Source organism: Paenibacillus sp. PAMC21692, from assembly GCF_014303795.1.
GTDB classification, from domain to species: domain Bacteria; phylum Bacillota; class Bacilli; order Paenibacillales; family Paenibacillaceae; genus Pristimantibacillus; species Pristimantibacillus agaridevorans.
In genome coordinates this window covers 6,670,790-6,686,731 of sequence record NZ_CP060293.1, presented here as the reverse complement: position 1 = coordinate 6,686,731, position 15,942 = coordinate 6,670,790, and the positions used below count along the sequence as shown (strand labels likewise).

At 50.5% G+C, this 15,942-nt stretch carries 17 protein-coding genes; 13 read left to right on the top strand and 4 right to left on the bottom strand.

All coding sequences use genetic code 11. From position 1 onward, the window contains the following. Positions 1-140 precede the first annotated feature (140 nt). The 7 genes from H7F31_RS27215 to H7F31_RS27185 all read left to right on the top strand — a co-directional run bounded on the left by H7F31_RS27215 (position 141) and on the right by H7F31_RS27185 (position 5,896). Positions 141-569: an NfeD family protein gene (locus H7F31_RS27215; RefSeq protein ID WP_087570511.1), complete on the top strand. Its 429-nt coding sequence runs from the start codon at positions 141-143 to the stop codon at positions 567-569. 9 nt (positions 570-578) lie between these two features. Next, positions 579-1,511 carry an SPFH domain-containing protein gene (locus H7F31_RS27210; protein ID WP_087570512.1) on the top strand — a complete coding sequence of 311 codons (933 nt, stop codon included), beginning with the start codon at positions 579-581 and terminating at the stop codon, positions 1,509-1,511. 188 nt (positions 1,512-1,699) lie between these two features. After that, positions 1,700-2,725 (top strand): FtsH protease activity modulator HflK, encoded by a 1,026-nt coding sequence (gene hflK / locus H7F31_RS27205; RefSeq protein WP_261800151.1) that lies wholly within the window; start codon positions 1,700-1,702, stop codon positions 2,723-2,725. Next, a complete protein-coding gene (hflC, locus tag H7F31_RS27200; protein WP_187101350.1) occupies positions 2,715-3,581 on the top strand; it encodes a protease modulator HflC in 867 nt (288 codons plus the stop codon). Before hflK ends, hflC begins: the two co-directional genes overlap by 11 nt. A 91-nt stretch (positions 3,582-3,672) precedes the next feature. Beyond that, positions 3,673-4,452, top strand: a complete 780-nt coding sequence (locus H7F31_RS27195; RefSeq protein ID WP_187101349.1) for a YheC/YheD family protein — start codon at positions 3,673-3,675, stop codon at positions 4,450-4,452. Positions 4,453-4,581: 129 nt separating this feature from the next. Next, the gene (locus H7F31_RS27190) at positions 4,582-5,307 is read left to right on the top strand and encodes an MBL fold metallo-hydrolase (protein WP_187101348.1); all 726 of its coding nucleotides are present in this window, start codon (positions 4,582-4,584) and stop codon (positions 5,305-5,307) included. Position 5,308: 1 nt separating this feature from the next. Then, positions 5,309-5,896, top strand: coding sequence for a TetR/AcrR family transcriptional regulator (locus H7F31_RS27185; RefSeq protein WP_187101347.1), 588 nt, complete (start codon positions 5,309-5,311; stop codon positions 5,894-5,896). On the opposite strand, the gene H7F31_RS27180 is transcribed toward H7F31_RS27185, so the two are convergent. Next, positions 5,858-6,775, bottom strand: coding sequence for an ROK family protein (locus H7F31_RS27180; RefSeq protein WP_187101346.1), 918 nt, complete (start codon positions 6,773-6,775; stop codon positions 5,858-5,860). The two genes, H7F31_RS27185 and H7F31_RS27180, sit on opposite strands and share 39 nt — an antisense overlap. Before the next feature lie 267 nt (positions 6,776-7,042). Here H7F31_RS27180 and H7F31_RS27175 point away from each other — a divergent pair, with 267 nt between their 5' ends. Then, positions 7,043-8,326, top strand: a complete 1,284-nt coding sequence (locus H7F31_RS27175; protein ID WP_187101345.1) for an MFS transporter — start codon at positions 7,043-7,045, stop codon at positions 8,324-8,326. An 87-nt stretch (positions 8,327-8,413) separates the two neighbouring features. Here the strand turns inward: H7F31_RS27175 and H7F31_RS27170 are convergent, their stop codons facing one another. Beyond that, positions 8,414-8,641, bottom strand: coding sequence for a 3-dehydroquinate dehydratase (locus H7F31_RS27170; protein WP_087570519.1), 228 nt, complete (start codon positions 8,639-8,641; stop codon positions 8,414-8,416). A 399-nt stretch (positions 8,642-9,040) separates the two neighbouring features. Between H7F31_RS27170 and H7F31_RS27165 the strand changes: the two genes are divergently transcribed. From H7F31_RS27165 to H7F31_RS27150, 4 genes are all read left to right on the top strand, one after another. Next, complete coding sequence (locus H7F31_RS27165; RefSeq protein WP_187105563.1) at positions 9,041-9,814, top strand: sugar phosphate isomerase/epimerase family protein; 774 nt, start codon at positions 9,041-9,043, stop codon at positions 9,812-9,814. A gap of 218 nt (positions 9,815-10,032) precedes the next feature. Further along, positions 10,033-11,058, top strand: a complete 1,026-nt coding sequence (locus tag H7F31_RS27160) for a Gfo/Idh/MocA family protein (protein WP_187101344.1) — start codon at positions 10,033-10,035, stop codon at positions 11,056-11,058. Positions 11,059-11,312: 254 nt separating this feature from the next. Continuing rightward, positions 11,313-12,083, top strand: coding sequence for a CAP domain-containing protein (locus H7F31_RS27155; RefSeq protein ID WP_187101343.1), 771 nt, complete (start codon positions 11,313-11,315; stop codon positions 12,081-12,083). Between the two features lie 112 nt (positions 12,084-12,195). Continuing rightward, positions 12,196-12,852, top strand: a complete 657-nt coding sequence (locus H7F31_RS27150; protein ID WP_261800150.1) for a 3D domain-containing protein — start codon at positions 12,196-12,198, stop codon at positions 12,850-12,852. Positions 12,853-12,904: 52 nt separating this feature from the next. On the opposite strand, the gene H7F31_RS27145 is transcribed toward H7F31_RS27150, so the two are convergent. Together H7F31_RS27145 and H7F31_RS27140 are read right to left on the bottom strand one after the other, a co-directional pair. Next, a complete protein-coding gene (locus H7F31_RS27145) occupies positions 12,905-13,786 on the bottom strand; it encodes a polysaccharide deacetylase family protein (RefSeq protein ID WP_261800149.1) in 882 nt (293 codons plus the stop codon). Positions 13,787-13,942: 156 nt separating this feature from the next. Further along, complete coding sequence (locus tag H7F31_RS27140) at positions 13,943-15,205, bottom strand: methyl-accepting chemotaxis protein (protein WP_261800568.1); 1,263 nt, start codon at positions 15,203-15,205, stop codon at positions 13,943-13,945. A gap of 281 nt (positions 15,206-15,486) precedes the next feature. Between H7F31_RS27140 and H7F31_RS27135 the strand changes: the two genes are divergently transcribed. Next, positions 15,487-15,870 carry an O-methyltransferase gene (locus tag H7F31_RS27135; RefSeq protein ID WP_087570524.1) on the top strand — a complete coding sequence of 128 codons (384 nt, stop codon included), beginning with the start codon at positions 15,487-15,489 and terminating at the stop codon, positions 15,868-15,870. The last annotated feature ends 72 nt before the right edge of the window (positions 15,871-15,942 follow it).

The following is a 15,942-nucleotide window of genomic DNA, read 5'->3' as shown; positions in this document are numbered from 1 at the left end:
CTTGCGCGACAACTGGAACTTGCGGAGTTTTGAGACGTAGAAGAAGAAGGTACGAACCGTTTTCGACATTTTTGCTTGATACAAGAGGAATTAGCACCATCGATAACGAATACATTAGCTCTGAAGAGGGGGGACCGGAGATGGATTGGTGGTTAATTTGGTTAATCGCTGCGGGTGCTCTGATCGTGATTGAGATGTTGACATTAACGTTCTATCTGCTGTGGCTTGGCATCGGGACGCTTGCTGCCGCCGTAGTAGCTATCGCAGCTCCTGAGGCGATATTGCTGCAGGTTATTGTCGGAAGCGTAGTTGCATTGGTGTTAACCGTGTTCACGAAGCCGCTGACCCGGCGTTTTCACAACGGCAAGGGCTTTAAGGACGCGGTGGACGATTTAGTCGGCTTGCAGGGGACCGTTGTCGAGGATATCCATCCTGATGCGCCAGGCATCGTAAAGGTTGGCAGCGAGACATGGAGCGCGAAGTCGGAAGAAGAGATCGGCAAGGGCGAGACGGTTATCGTGGTCCATAGGGGAAGCGCTTTTCTGCAAGTAAACAAATGGGGAGGTTAGTGAATCATTATGGAATGGATAATAACCTTAATTGTAATCGTATTGGCCGTCGTATTTATTGCATTATCCGTTAAAATCATACCGCAACAAAGAGTTGGCGTCGTGGAGCGTCTCGGTAAATTCAGCAGACTGCTTACGCCGGGCATCAATATTCTAATCCCGATCATCGACCACGTGCGCACGTATCACGATCTTCGCATTCAACAGGCGAACGTGCCGCCGCAGACCGTTATTACAAAAGATAACGTACAGGTTAAGATCGATACGATTATCTTCTACCAGGTAACCGGACCGGAACAAGCGACTTACGGCATCTCCGATTATGTCTATGGCGTACGAAACATCAGCACGGCGACGATGCGTCAAATCATCGGCAAGATGGAGCTCGACGAGACTTTGTCCGGACGGGAAAAAATTTCGACGGATATCCGCGTCGCGCTGGACGAAGCGACCGAGAAGTGGGGCGTGCGGATCGAACGCGTAGAAGTGATCGACATCCAGCCGCCGGCCGATATTCAGGATGCGATGGACAAACAGATGAAGGCGGAGCGCAGCAAGCGCGCCATGGTCTTGGAAGCCGAAGCGGCCAAGCAGGATATGATTTTGCGCGCGGAGGGCGACAAGCAAAGTAAAATTCTGAAGGCGGAAGGCGAGAAGGAAGCCCGTATCCGTCAAGCGGAAGGCCAACGTCAAGCGCAGGAGCTGGAAGCGATGGGCGAAGCGAAAGCGATTCAATCCATTGCCGAAGCCGAGAAAAGCCGGATCGAGATGATTCGTTCGGCAGGCCTGGACGAACAGGTCTTGACGTACCGTTCACTTGAAGCGCTTGGCGAAATCGCCAAAGGCCCTGCTAACAAAGTATTCATCCCGACAAGAGCCGTCGAGACGCTGGGCAGCATTGGCGCAATCGGCGAGATGCTCAAGGAGACCAAGAAGCAATAATCAAGTTGTACCGACTGCAGCCGTTTCGATAGGCCGGAGCAATTATACGGCTTGGAGAAGCGGCTTCTTGACGTTTGCTTGAGAGTTGTATCGGTACAAACCTTAAAATAAGCTTAAAAAACTGTGACCATTTCAGGTTTTAACCGTACTAGTTTGTATGACTTTAAGATACGAGGGGAGAAAAGTGAATGAACTTCATGAATCAGGAACCCGGCGGCGGTGCCGCGGGACCGACGCCGGTTCCCAATCCGAATCGAAAGCCGCCGGAGATAAAGCCGGGAACCGTAAGAAATATTGTAATCGGCATCGTGGCGGTTATCGTATTGTTTTATTTGGGATCATCATCTTTTTATACCGTCCAGGAGCAAGAGCGGGCTGCCGTGCTGACGTTTGGCAAATATACGCACGAGACGGGGTCCGGACTGCACTTTAAGTGGCCGAGTCCGATCCAGGAGGTGCGCATTGTGCCGGCCGAGCTGACTCAGCGTATTACGATCGGCTACCGGGAGAAAGGCAATACGGTTACACCGGTCGAAGACGAAGCCATGATGATTACCGGAGACGAGAACATCGTATCCGCCGACGCCGTAGTCACTTGGAAGATTCACAACATCCGCAATTATTTGCATAATATTAGCGATCCCGAGCAGTTCCTTCGCAATTCCGCAAGCGCATCGATCCGTTCGGTCATAGGCTCGCAGAAGCTGGATTACGCGATCACCGACGGCAAGACGGCGATTCAGGATCTTGTGCGCGAGAAGCTGATCGAATTACAAAATAAATACGAGACGGGCATCCAGATTATCGACTTGAAATTCCAGGATATCGAACCTCCAGGCGGCGAAGTGGAAGAGGCGTTCCGGGCCGTAACCAACGCTAGGGAGGAAAAAAACACAAAAATCAACGTTGCGATGAAATATGAGAACGAACGGATTCCGAAAGCTCGCGGCGAGGCGCAGGCTTTGATCGAGCAGGCGGAAGCGGAGAAAAAATCCCGCGTTCTTAACGCGGAAGGCGACGTGGCCAAATTTAACGCGATTTTTAGCGAATATGTAAGCAATCCTAGCGTTACGCAAAACCGTCTTATTTTGGAGACGCTGGAGAAAATATTGCCAAACGCGCAAATTTTCATTACAAACGGCGACGGCGACACGGTTAATTACTTGCCGCTGAACGAACTGCTTCGCAAGGAGGCTACAGAGGATGAAAACTAAACATTGGAGTATAATCGCGGCGGTCATCCTGCTGCTTATCGTCGGAGCAGGCTCAATGTTTATCGTCAAAGAAGGCGAATACAAGGTGGTGCTCCGATTCGGCGAAGCGATCCGAACGGTGAAGTCTCCTGGTCTTAACTTCAAGCTACCGTTTATCGAGAATACGACCGCGCTGCCCAAATACCAGATGACAATGGAAAGCAGCCCGGGCCAAATATTGACGAAGGACAAAAAGCCGATTATCGTCGATAACTATACGATCTGGCGTATCGTGGATCCGGAGAAGTTTATCAAGACTGTTCATAATGTCAGCGGCGGAACGCAGCGCATCGACGAGGCGGTCTACAACTCCGTCAGACGTAAGCTGTCCGAAGTGAATTACGATGCCATCATAAGCGAGAACACCGAAAGAGGCAATATTAATGATGAAATCACAAACGATGTGATTACGACATTGCAGCGCGACGATTATGGCATACAGATCGTTGACGTACGCATCAAACGGACGGATTTGCCCGAAGGAAACAAACAAAGCGTATATAACCGCATGATTTCGGACCGCGAATCCATGGCGGCCAGATACTTGTCGGAGGGCGACGAGGAGTCGCGCAAAATGACGTCCAAGGCGGATCGTACCGCGAACGAGCTATTGGCGCAGGCTGAGGCGGATGCCAAAAAAATCGTTGCGGAAGGCGAAAAAGAAGCAGCGGTTATCTACAACAAAGCGTATGGCAAGGATCCGCAATTCTACAATTTGTACAGAACGCTGGAGAGCTACATCGTGACCATGAAGAATCAGCCGGTTATTATGATGCCAATCGATTCGCCTTATGCGAAGATCCTGCTGGGACAATAAGAGCAACACTAGCGAAAATAGTTAAATCCGTATAGTTCATCGTACAGTCCAACATAGATTCACCTCATACAGTAATAATGAGGTGAATCTATTGTCTGTTAAGAGATATGCTAGTCGTAGAATCAGGGGCAAACTTAAAGTATGCCGATATCTGGAGAACAATGGCGCGACCCGGCGCATGGTACCCGATACGGAATCGTATAGTCTTGCGAATATGCGTAAACTGGCCAAACGTTATAACTCCTTGTATATCAAGCCGGATGTAGGTTCGCTTGGAATCGGGATATCTAAACTCTCGCGGCAGAACGGCGGGTATTTGCTTAAGGAATCGTGGAACAAGTCGCAGAGGTCGAGAAGCTTAGGGACGCTGGAAGCCGCTTACCGCCATCTAAAGGCTAAAGGTCGCGGAAAGCTGATCGTCCAGCAGGCAATCAAGCTGGATAAAGTGGATGGCAAGCCGTACGATATACGGGCGATGGTGCAGCGGAAGCCGGGAGGCGCATGGACATGTACCGGCTTTATTGTGAAAGTAGGCGGCAAAGGCAAGATCGTCACCAACTATTATCAAGGCGGCGCTGTCTGGAAGCTTCGGAAGCTTCATAGGCGGCTTGGGCTGAATGCGCAAGAAAGCAACTATCGGGAGGAGCAATTGCGCTCCGAGGCGATCACGATCGCAAAGACGTTAAGCGCGAGACAATCCGGCATGCGGGAGATGGGCATCGATTTCGCAAGAGATCGAGGCGGAAAGTTGTGGATACTGGAGGTCAACTCCAACCATCCGCAGTTCCACCCTTTGAAGGCGATCGACCGAACGGCCTACGATCGAATGAAAGAATATGCCGCATCATACGGCAGATATGACGCTAAGTGAATATAAGCTGACAACCGCGGACCTGGAGGTTCGCGGTTTTTATCGTGATAGGAAAAATAAGAGTTGATAAACTAATGTCATTAGTTTATCATAAAACTAATATCATTAGTTTTATTGGAGGGGAAACCTATGAGAATAACTAAAGGAAACGGATTCGTACAGCTGACTTACTTGCCAAACTTGTTCCCTGTGAACTGTTATCTGGTTGAGGAAGACGACGGATTTACACTAGTGGACGCAGCATTGCCGAACAATGCGAAGGCTATCCTTCATGCGGCGGATCAACTGGGTAAACCAATCAAACGTATTGTGCTCACTCATGCGCATGATGATCATGTCGGCGCGCTGGATGCGATCAAAGCGAGCAATGGAACCATCGACGTATATATCTCAGAGAGGGATTCGCGTCTTCTGGCCGGAGACAGGTCGCTTGCGGCCGGCGAACCTCAAACGCCAATCCGGGGCGGCGTTCCGAAGGCCGTGAAAACTAGACCCGATGTGCTGCTGCAAGACGGCGACAAGATCGGTTCCCTGCTTGCAATAGCAGCAGGGGGACATACGCCGGGCTCGATGGCCTTTCTCGACGAACGAACGGGATTGCTTATCGCGGGAGACGCATTCCATACACGAGGCGGGGTAACGGTAACTAGCCGCATGCGATGGTCTTTCCCGTTTCCCGCTCTGGCAACTTGGAATGCCGAGGCTAGTCTTGCTTCCGCGAAGCGGCTTGCGGATCGTAAGCCTGCCATTCTGGCGGCAGGACACGGCAATCTCCTTGAACATCCTGTGGATGCGATGCTTGCGGCAATTGCCGATGCCGAGCAAACCTGGATACGGAAGGGGAAGGGAGCATAATATGACGCCGAGAAAAGGACTGCAGCTGGAGACGATCGTGAACACGGCTGCTGCCATAGCAGACGCAAAAGGTTTGGAGCAGGTTACGCTTGCTTCGGTGGCGGCAGAACTGGGCGTTCGATCGCCTTCGCTCTACAATCATGTCAATGGATTGCCGGAGCTGAAGGAATTGCTTGCGACGAGAGGGCTGAAGTTGTTAAACGATAGGTTCGCCGCAACGGAAAAGGGAGCACCGAAGGGGGAGCGATTGCTCGCTTATGCAGATGCTTATCTTGCTTTCGCCGAAGAATGTCCGGGAATGTACGAATTGACGTTGAAGTCGCCTGCGGGAGGTACGGACTTGCAGCAGGAATTGGCGAGCAGCCTTGTTGCAAAAATGATCGAGGCGATGCAAACTTTGGGCATCGGCGGAGAAGAAGCGATCCATGCGGTGAGGGGATTCCGCAGCCTTCTGCACGGCTTTGCAAGTATCGGACAGAAGGGCGGATTCGGGATGCCGGTAGATGTGAAAGCCAGCATCCACTTCGTATTAAACAGCTATATTCGAGGTTTAGTAGTTGCAGTGAACGAGAGCAGCCGCACCGATTAGACCTGCATCCTGCCGGAGCTTGGCCGGTACGATGACGGTCTCTCTGCCGCTGGGATTTAAGGCATGGGCGGCAACGTATGAGCGCACGGCGGTAAATAGAGGTTCGCCTACTTGAGAGACGCCTCCTCCGATAACGATCTTGGAAGGATCAAGCAGGTTGATTAGCGACACGCAGCCCATACCGATATAAGTGTATACTTTCTCGATCAGCGGAGATATAACCGGATCGCCTTGCGCCGCGAGGTCAAAGGCTTCCTTGGAAGTAATCTCTTTGCCAAGCAGCTCGCTGGCTTGCTTCGCAATAGCGGTGCCTGAAGCCAGCAGCTCCCAAAAACCGGAAGCTTGGTCCTTGGCGATTGGTCCTTGCGGATGTACGATCAAAAATCCGGCATCCCCGGCGTTGCCCGTCGAACCCGTAATCAGTTTCCCGTGCAAGTAGATGCCAGCCCCAATGCCCGTGCTGATCGTAATAAAGATGAAGTGATCGGCGTCTTGAGCGGCGCCGACCCACTTCTCGGCGAGCGTTGCGGCGGTCGCGTCGTTCTCCATGCGGATAGGGAGGGGCAGCAGCTCGGCTAGCCGTTCGACGACGGGAAAATCCCACCAGCTCTTAAGATTGGGAGGACAGGTCAGACGGCCTGTCTTCGTATTAAGCGGTCCAGGGGCGCCGACTCCTATCCCTTTCAACTGGTTAAGGGCTAAACCTTGTTCATTGGCAAGCTTATTTACGACGTCTGCCACTTGGCCCAGCATCTCTCCCGGCTCCAGCGAGAGATCGGTTTTCAGCGAACTTTTGGCGATAACTTCACCATTCTCGGCAATGAGACCGATTGCGATCTTGGTGCCTCCGATGTCAATTCCTACTGCAATGTTGTTCATGTTCAATTCCCCCAACTAAGATTGCGAATACAAAAATGCTAAAAGCGCGAGCTCAAACACTATAATCACCAGTCTATCATATCGGCAGGAACGGGGAAATCATTGGCGCGAAAAAGCGATGCCCAGACGTGCAAAGTTCTTCTGTACAAAGAATCGGTAGTGTAGTAAGATCGGGTCGAATGAGACATTTTGAGTAGAGGATCCTTTGCCCGCGCAGAGGGTCCTCCGTCCGTTCCGACAACTATGCGAAGAAGGTATCGATCAGATATGGCACGGATCCAGAGGAAAGAGTATCAGACGATAAGGCTCGGCATGCCCATGACGGCAAGGGTCTGGCGCAATCTGCGCGTCGACGTAGGCGCAACCTTGTTATACAGCATGTTCAACGTTGTCATGAATCAATTCTACATTGCGTTTGCGCTTCAACAGGGAGCGGATAAATTGCAGGTTGGACTACTTGCGGCTGCCCCCGCCGTCGGACTCATTTTCTCTCCGTTATGGGCCAGTTGGATCGAAAAAGCGGATAATCCCAAGCCGTTCGTCATCATTCCCAACGCCATCGGGCGATTGCTGCTGCTGCTTCCCGCTTTTCTCCCCGAACCCGGCGTATATGTAGCTGCGGCCATGATGTTCCAGCTGTTGATGGGCATTCAGGCGCCGGCTTACGCATCGCTGGTGTCCCGGATGTACCCCAATGAAATCAGGGGACGGCTTATGGGTTACGTCCGAGTCTCCATGGGAGTGCTGATGATTCCGCTTGCCTATCTGGTTGGCAACTGGGCGGAAGCATACGGTCCTAGCGGTCCGCTTATTGCAGCTTCGCTTATGGGTGTTCTGTCGATGGGATTGTTTAATACGCTCAAGCTATCGAAGAAACGGAAACCAATCCTATCGGGCGAGGATCGAGAGAGGGATGCACCTGCTCCGGAGACGGATAATCGAAAGAAAAGGCCGAGCTTCGACATTAAGGAGCAATGGAAGCTTGTCAGCAATAACCGAACGCTCGGTGTATTCCTGTTAGCTACCACGTTCGCAGGGTTCGGGAATATGTTTGCCATTCCGCTGTACCAGATCATTCAGGTGAACGTGCTGGAGCTGTCCAATATCCAGATCGGTTATGCGAGAGTTGCCTATTTTACGGCTCTGCTGCTGACATTTTTTATTGCGGGAATGATGATCGACCGATTTCCTATCAAATATACGTTAATGGTTGGCATAAGCGCTTATGCTATCGTCCCGATGTTATATGGCGTATGGGGAACCTATTCGGCCGTATTGGCGGGCAACGCGATTCAAGGGATTGGAGATGCCATATGGGATATAGGCATTCTCGCTTTTGTTTTCCGGTTGGCTCCTGGCCGCGAGGCCATGATATTCGGCATACATCTGATGTCATTCGGAATCAGGGGGTCGCTTGGACCGCTTCTGGGCACTGGTCTGACTTCAAGCGTGTCCATGAGCACGCTGCTTATAGCGGCGTCGATCTGCGGCTGGATCGGAACCTTATTGTTCGTGTGGGGTAACCGGGGCAAGGCGCATAGTTTGATCTAGATGGAGATGGAGACGAAAAAAGAGACGAAGCGGGCACTGGAGCCTGTTTCGTCTCTTTCTCATTTGTCATATGAACGCCGACGGACATCAATACAACGATATCGTAAGCGTATCCCGCTCGTACAAGGAATGCAGCGTTGCTTCGCTGCCGATAATTTCGACGCTTATCAGCGAGCTGATACATTTTTTAAGTGCGTTTTTTCCGGTGGTCAGCTTCCTGTTAAGTACAGTAGACAATTTGTCGATTGCTTGCCTATTCGTATCGGTTAAGTAAACGGGTATGGTTTTATTCTGAAATAACAGCATGGTTTTCATTATGGACAACCTCCATCCTATGACGGATATATTAGCCATTAGCGGAAAAAAGTCGAAATGGCTATCGTTTTTCCTAGTGTAAAGGACAATTCTTAAATGTTTATTAAAAAAAAGTGATGAAATGGTTACAATCTTCTCATAATTCGGTAAATGACCGTAACCAATGTGTTTACAGTATAACGTAATCATTACATTTTGCAATAGGATGGAGGAAAAACTTGCATATGTTCTCGCCCGGCAGCCATAATACATGGATACGAAGCGAGAGAGAAGGCAAAATCGCATAAAAATAAGCTAATATGCCAACTGTTTTTTGTTCCATAAGATGTATATAATGATAGAGGTTGTACAAGCACAAAGTTAAGTGATGACAAATCCATATAAAAGGAGAGCGGTATGATGAAACGGATGGGCATTGGCTTGCAAATGTACACACTTCGCGACGTAACGGCCACAGATTTCGAGGGAACGCTCCGCAAGGTTGCTGCAATGGGATATGAAGGCGTAGAATTCGCCGGCTACGGCGGGATTGAGGCGGAGACTTTGCGTGATCTGCTGCAAGAGCTGAAGCTTACGGCAATCGGAAGCCACATCGGTTTGCAGGCGCTGGATACGAATCTGGAGAATGAAATCGCTTTCCTGAAAACGATTGGCGCGAATTACGCAATCTGCCCATGGTTGCCGCTCGAGGAACGCGACTCGGAGTCTTGGCGGGGCCATCTCGTGAAATTCGAACAGTTCGGCAAACGATTCCGCGAGGAAGGAATTACGTTCGCTTATCATAATCACGATTTCGAATTCGAAGTGGAGATCGACGGCGAGATCGTATTCGACGCCCTTTATGCGCGTATTGCCCCCGAGCACCTGCAAGTAGAGATGGACATTGGCTGGGTACAATATTCCGGCAAGGATCCGCTTGCTTATATTAAGAAGTATACCGACCGTCTGCCGCTTCTTCATCTAAAGGACTTCCGTGCGGGCGAGAAGGGTAAAGGCATCGACACCGTGGAGCTGGGACGGGGCGACTTGCCGCTTGTGCCGATTATCGGCGCAGCATCTGAAGCCAACGTCGAATGGCTCATCGTCGAGCAGGACACTTGCGCGAATCCGCCGCTGGAATCCGTTGCGGAAAGCATGGAGTGGCTGAAAAATAATTATCTGAACCAATTCTAATTAGAAAGCTATTATTAGATCGAGTTCAAAAAGTCCGATTTTCAGTACCGAGAAGGTTGGATGAAGAGTAGGGACTGAGGAGCGGAGCGTAGTGGAAGCTACGTGAGCACCGGAAGTGCCGGCTGAATTCAAGATTCGATGTCGACATACTTCTCGAGTTACTTCGTAATCAAAATTGGACTTTTTGAACCACCACTTATAGAAAGCAGGGGAAATCATTGTCTAGAGTTCGAGTAGCCGTCATTGGCTGTGGTTCCATCTCCAAATATCGTCATATTCCCGAATATGCTGCACACGCCGACGTAGAGCTTGTCGCTTTCGTCGATCCCATTATCGAACGTGCAGAAGAGTACGCAGCCAAACATGGCGGCAAAGCTTTCTCCGATTATGAGACGATGCTGGCTGAAATAAAGCCGGACGCTGTCAGCGTATGTACGCCTAACGCGTTCCACGCGCCGATGTCGATCGCGGCTGCCAATGCCGGAGCTCACGTGCTTGTGGAAAAGCCGATGGCTGCAACGGACGCCGAAGCGGAAGCGATGATTCAAGCGGCTAAAAGCAATGGCGTCAATCTGATGGTTGGGCACAACCAACGGTTCATGCCTCCGCATGTGAAGGCTAAACAAATTCTTGAATCCGGCATTCTGGGCAAAGTGCTGACGTTCCGTACTTCGTTCGGCCATCCGGGTCCTGACGCTTGGAGCATCGATGGCGCGAGCAGCTGGTTTTTCCGCAAGGATGAAGCGATTATGGGCGCCATGGGCGATCTCGGCGTACACAAATCCGACTTGATCCGTTGGCTGCTAAATGACGAAGTGGCGGAAATCGCGGCTCTCGTAGGCACGCTTGACAAGAAGGGTACGGCAGTCGACGACAACGCTTCGTGTGTGCTCCGTATGGAGAGCGGCGTGATCGGGACGCTCGTAGCCAGCTGGACATACTACAGAGGCGAAGACAACAGCACGATCCTCTGGTGCGAGAACGGCGTTATGAAAATCGGTACGCATCCGGACGATCAAGTTATCGTTGAGCTGCGCAACGGTTCAGTCGAGAAACATAAAGTAGGCGCTATCTCTACGAACGATAAACAAGAGTCAAGCGGTGTTGTAGATGCGTTCCTGACGAGCATTCTGACGAAATCGACGCCTGCTGTTTCCGGAGAAGACGGACGCAAATCGCTTAAGGTAATCCTGTGCGCGTTCGAATCCCAAGCAACGGGTCAATTCATTAAAGTAAACAACTAGTTTTCGGTATAGCTGAAGATCTCCGCATGTCCTCCGTGGCATGTTTCGGAGGTCTTCTTTTGTGTTTAAATCACAAATACGAGATTTGTTGCGCAATGAGTAGATTCTAATAAAGCAGGCGGGACAATGGATTGCTCCCTTTTTTGTGTCGAATGGCAATTATTGTGTCATGAAGTGGTTAACCCCTCATGCTAAGATAAGGGACGTCGGAAGGATATCCGAACAATTCTAGCAGAATTAGGAGGAATTGATTTATGAGAAAGCAATCCATTCGGATCGGGGTAGCAAGCCTGTTGGCGGCTACGATGATCGGTACAGGTTTAGCCGTGCCGAAGGCGGACGCTGCAGCCGGAGATAACGGCTTCAAGATGCAATTGAACTACATCAATTACACTCTAATTAACGATATAGCGTCCAAATATGGCATCGACCTTAGCAAAATCAACTTTTCGTACAACGGGATCGTAATTAAGTGGCCAGGTGATGCAACGAAGCCGGCTCCAACGGCTAATCCGACTACCGCGCCAAAGCCGACCGTAACGCCGGCTCCTACAGCTAAGCCGACTCCGGCTCCGACCGTTGCTCCTACGAAAGCGCCGACGAAGACGCCTGCACCTACGGTGAAGCCGACTCCAGCGCCGACAACCGGCACAGGAATGGGAGAGTTTCAAACGCAGGTTGTCACATTAGTCAACCAGGAGCGCGCGAAGGTTGGTCTTAAAGCATTACAGACTGACGCATTGTTGAACAAGGTCGCAACGGAGAAGGCAAGAGACATGGACGTAAATAACTACTTCAGCCATACTTCGCCGACTTACGGCTCGCCATTCGACATGATGAGATCCTTTGGCGTCACTTACAGATCCGCGGGTGAGAACATTGCTTCCGGTCAGCCAACTCCGGCACGGGTTATGCAGGATTGGATGAACAGCCCTGGTCATAGAGCTAATATCCTGAATGCGAGCTTTACGAAGATTGGCGTGGGATATGTAAATGGCGAATGGGTGCAAATGTTTACTGGCTAGTCTTTAAGTTTCGTTTTTCGTGATGTGATTCCATGCGGCTTGAAGGAGAGACTGGCCATTGATAGCGGCCTCTCTCCTTCGGCAGCAAATCATTTTTTGGAGGTACAACGTTTTGAACAAATGGATGTTGACTACTTTGACTACAGTTGCATTAACTTGTGCTACAGCCCTATTCGCAGGCAACGCGCAAGCTGCGGAACAAACACATAAGATTGAACCCAATGATACATTTTGGCAAATTTCGCTACAATACAAGGTGCCTCTTAAGAAACTAATGAGTGCAAACGATACTATGGTTGCGGATCAACTGCAAATCGGATCCGAGATGGTCATTCCCGGTCAGGAAATTGTTGCCTTAAGCAAAGAGGCCGCTCCCGTACCTGCTCAAAAAAAGGAAGCAGCGCCTGCTGCGATGACGGTAACGGCGCCAGGCGGCACGACGCATAGCTACAAAAAAGAATTGCAGGTAAAAGCGACGGCCTATACGGCGGCAGCATCGGAAAATGGCAAATGGGGCGCGGTGGATTACTTCGGCAATAAGCTCAAGGTTGGTACCATTGCCGTTGACCCTAAGATGATTCCGCTTGGAACGAAATTGTTCGTAAAAGGGTACAGCTACAATGGCTTGCCAGCAGGCGGCATGATCGCTACCGCAACGGATATAGGAGGTTCCATCAAGGGCAACCGGATCGATATCTTTGTTCCCGGAACGACTCAGCAAGCCAAAAAGTTCGGATTCCAAGATGTAACGGTATATATCCTGCAATAATGAATGAGCGCTCCTTTGAGGGAGCGCTTTTGTTCTTTGCGAGCATCCTGAATTAACGATATGCCCGCTTGCCTAACAGCTCGGGCAACGTCACCATTTCATACCCTTTGCCTTGCAGAGATTCGATCAGAACAGGCAGTGCATGGATTGTTCCATCCAGGCTCTGTCCCTCTCCCCCGCCTGCATGCTGTAAAATAATCGAACCGGGCTGCAACGTTTTGCGGATATTTGCAAGCACCCTTGCGCTGGAAGGATTCCGTCTCCAATCCTCGGAATCGACATCCCAGTTCACGATTGTATAACCGGAGCCTTTACTCCAACGAATCTGTTGCGGGAGCAGCTCGCCGTAAGGCGGGCGGATCAAGAGCGGCGTTACGCCGGCGATCCGTTTAATGACGCCATCCGTCTGCCAGATTTGATGCTGGACTTTGCTCAGCGGCAGCTTGGAGAAGACGGGATGATTGTAGGAGTGATTGCCGATGACGTGGCCTTCGCTAATGATTCGACGGACCAAATCCGGGTGTTTGGATGCTCTCTCTCCTACAACAAAGAAGGTGGCGCAAATCCGATAGCGGGACAACACATCCAAAATCTGAGGCGTAACCCGTGGATCCGGCGCATCGTCGAACGTCAGCGCTACACGTTTGAGGTTGCGTGGACCGTTTAACAAAAAGGCGTTCGGGTACTGCTTATGCAAAGAGACCCATGACATATCCACTTTCTGGGCCGCAGGCCGTTTTCGTTGCCTTTGTTTTTGTTTCTGGCGCCGCTTCTGCTGCGGTCTGCTCTTTTGCTTCGCTTTCACTGCAGCGTTTTGTTTGCTCTGCTGTTGTGGCGCAGCAGCTTCGACAGCTGACCTGGAAGGCACGGCTGAAAATAGAAGCGCGATGATTGTTGCGGCTGCTACTGCGAGTTTCCCAAATTTGATAATCAATCAGGTTCATCCGTTCTTCTGTGTTGTTTGCAGCTTGTTTGCATGGTGTATGGGGTAGGTTCCCCGCAGGACGGTTCCTTCATACGTCCCGCAAGCGATTATTTGGCAAAAGAAAAAGCACCCGGTCTGGGTGCTGAATAGGATGAGCAAGCCGTATTATTTCATCTTGAATACTTGAATCGTGCGCTGCAGCTGTGTCGCCATGGACAACATGCGTTCGGTCTCTTGTACGACGGCTTGAACGGATGCGATCTGCTCGTTCATGGAAGCGGATACTTGTTCTGTGCCGGCAGCGGACTGCTGCGTAATCGCCGAGATGTTTTGGATCGCTCCGGAGATTTGGCGAGCGCTCTCCAGCATGGCATCGCTCTCTTGCGAGAACGCGTAAATTTGATTCGTAATAAATTGAATGCTTTGCTCGATCTCCTGAAATATCTGTTCGGACTGGCGAATGTGCTCGCTCTGCAGCTTAACGACATCTTCGTTAACCTTCATATTGTTGATGGCGAGTCGAATGCCTTCATCAATGCTCTTTACGAGCGTGAATACCTGCTTCGTCGAAGACGTCGATTCTTCGGCCAGCTTGCGAACCTCTTGAGCTACAACAGCAAAGCCGCGGCCATGCTCGCCTGCCCGTGCCGCCTCGATGGAAGCGTTTAGGGACAGCAGATTGGTTTGTTCGGCGATATCGGAGATCGTAGTCGTAATGGCGGATATGCCTTGCGCCTTGCGAGCAAGCTCTTCAATCGTAGCGGATACTTGCGCAGTGGCGTCAATGTTGCGCTGCATGCCTTCCGCTTGAATCTCCAATGCTTCCCTGCCTCGTCCAACGATGGCGATCGTTTGATCGGAGCGCGCATTCATTTCTTTGGTGGAATGGGCGTAGGCTCCAACCTTTTCCTCAATCTCGTTAATGGAATTGCTCATATCCGATACGTCCTCGGAAATTTCGTTTGCTCCTGTAGCGAGCTCCCCTGCAGATGCGGCAACTTGTTCCATGGCGGTCTGAATGCTGTTGTTTTTATCGAATATGCCACGACTTGTTTCGGCTACGTGACGAATGATGTTGGAAGTCTCTGTAAGAATATCGCGAAGCTTGTCAACCATGCTGTTAAAGGAGTGGCCCAGTTCTCCAGCTCCGGAGTTGGCTGACATATCGATCTTTTGGGTGAAATCTCCCTTTGCAATCCGATAAGCCGCGCCGGAGATCTCGTCGTAAGATCCCGTAATGGCCTTGTCCACGAACACAATGGTAGGGTATGCGGCAATTGCAAGCACGATTGAAATCAGGATCATGGCAAGCAACGGGCCGCCTGCGAGCGCTGTCGTAAGAATCGCAATAATGGCAAATAGCGCTAAATTGAAATACGTCGTTATTACTAGTTTATTGCGCACCGAAAGCGAGTAGTACCATTGGATCATTATGTAAGCGCTCCTTTTATTAGAATAACCACATTATAACATTGGACCCGAATTTGGTCTATAATTGTCGACCTAATAAATGAAATGCAAGTATGATACTTTATGCTCAGCTATATAGGACGTTCAGCGCAATTGAAATTTCGGAAATTACCAAGTATTTTTTCGGTGATGAAAATAATGGACAATGTTACCATTAATGACAATTCGATGTTTGATTTCGTCAGATGGTGTCGAAGCAGCAGGTGAGAATGTCGAAACACTAAAGGAGGTAATCGGGTATGGAAATGGTATCTTTGGCAAGACAAGTAGACTTCGTATTCAGGCAGTTGGAGGGTGAGCTGACGAATGCGGCAGCCGGTACCGTGCAGATCTGCATTCGCAATAATGCAGTGGGGAAGTTCGGGATGAAACATCATCCTATCGAAAGCAGGGACGGCAAGCTTGAAGGCAAGGACAGGGGGTTAACGCAGGAGCAGGTACAAGCATTCCGTCAACTGGCAATCGAAGCTTTGAAATACAGGAGGGACTGGACGCATGGCGAAATTTTATATGATTTTGCAGTGAAGCCCAGCAGCAATACGTGGTCGGCAAGCGTCTTGTATGAATCCAATTACAATATGGCTGCATGGAACAGCCGCTACACCCCTCAAAGATTGGCTTGACGGTATTTTTGGATGGAATCCGAGTAGGACGGCTGGCCTAACATCATTGAACCCTGCGGGCGGAATTAACCG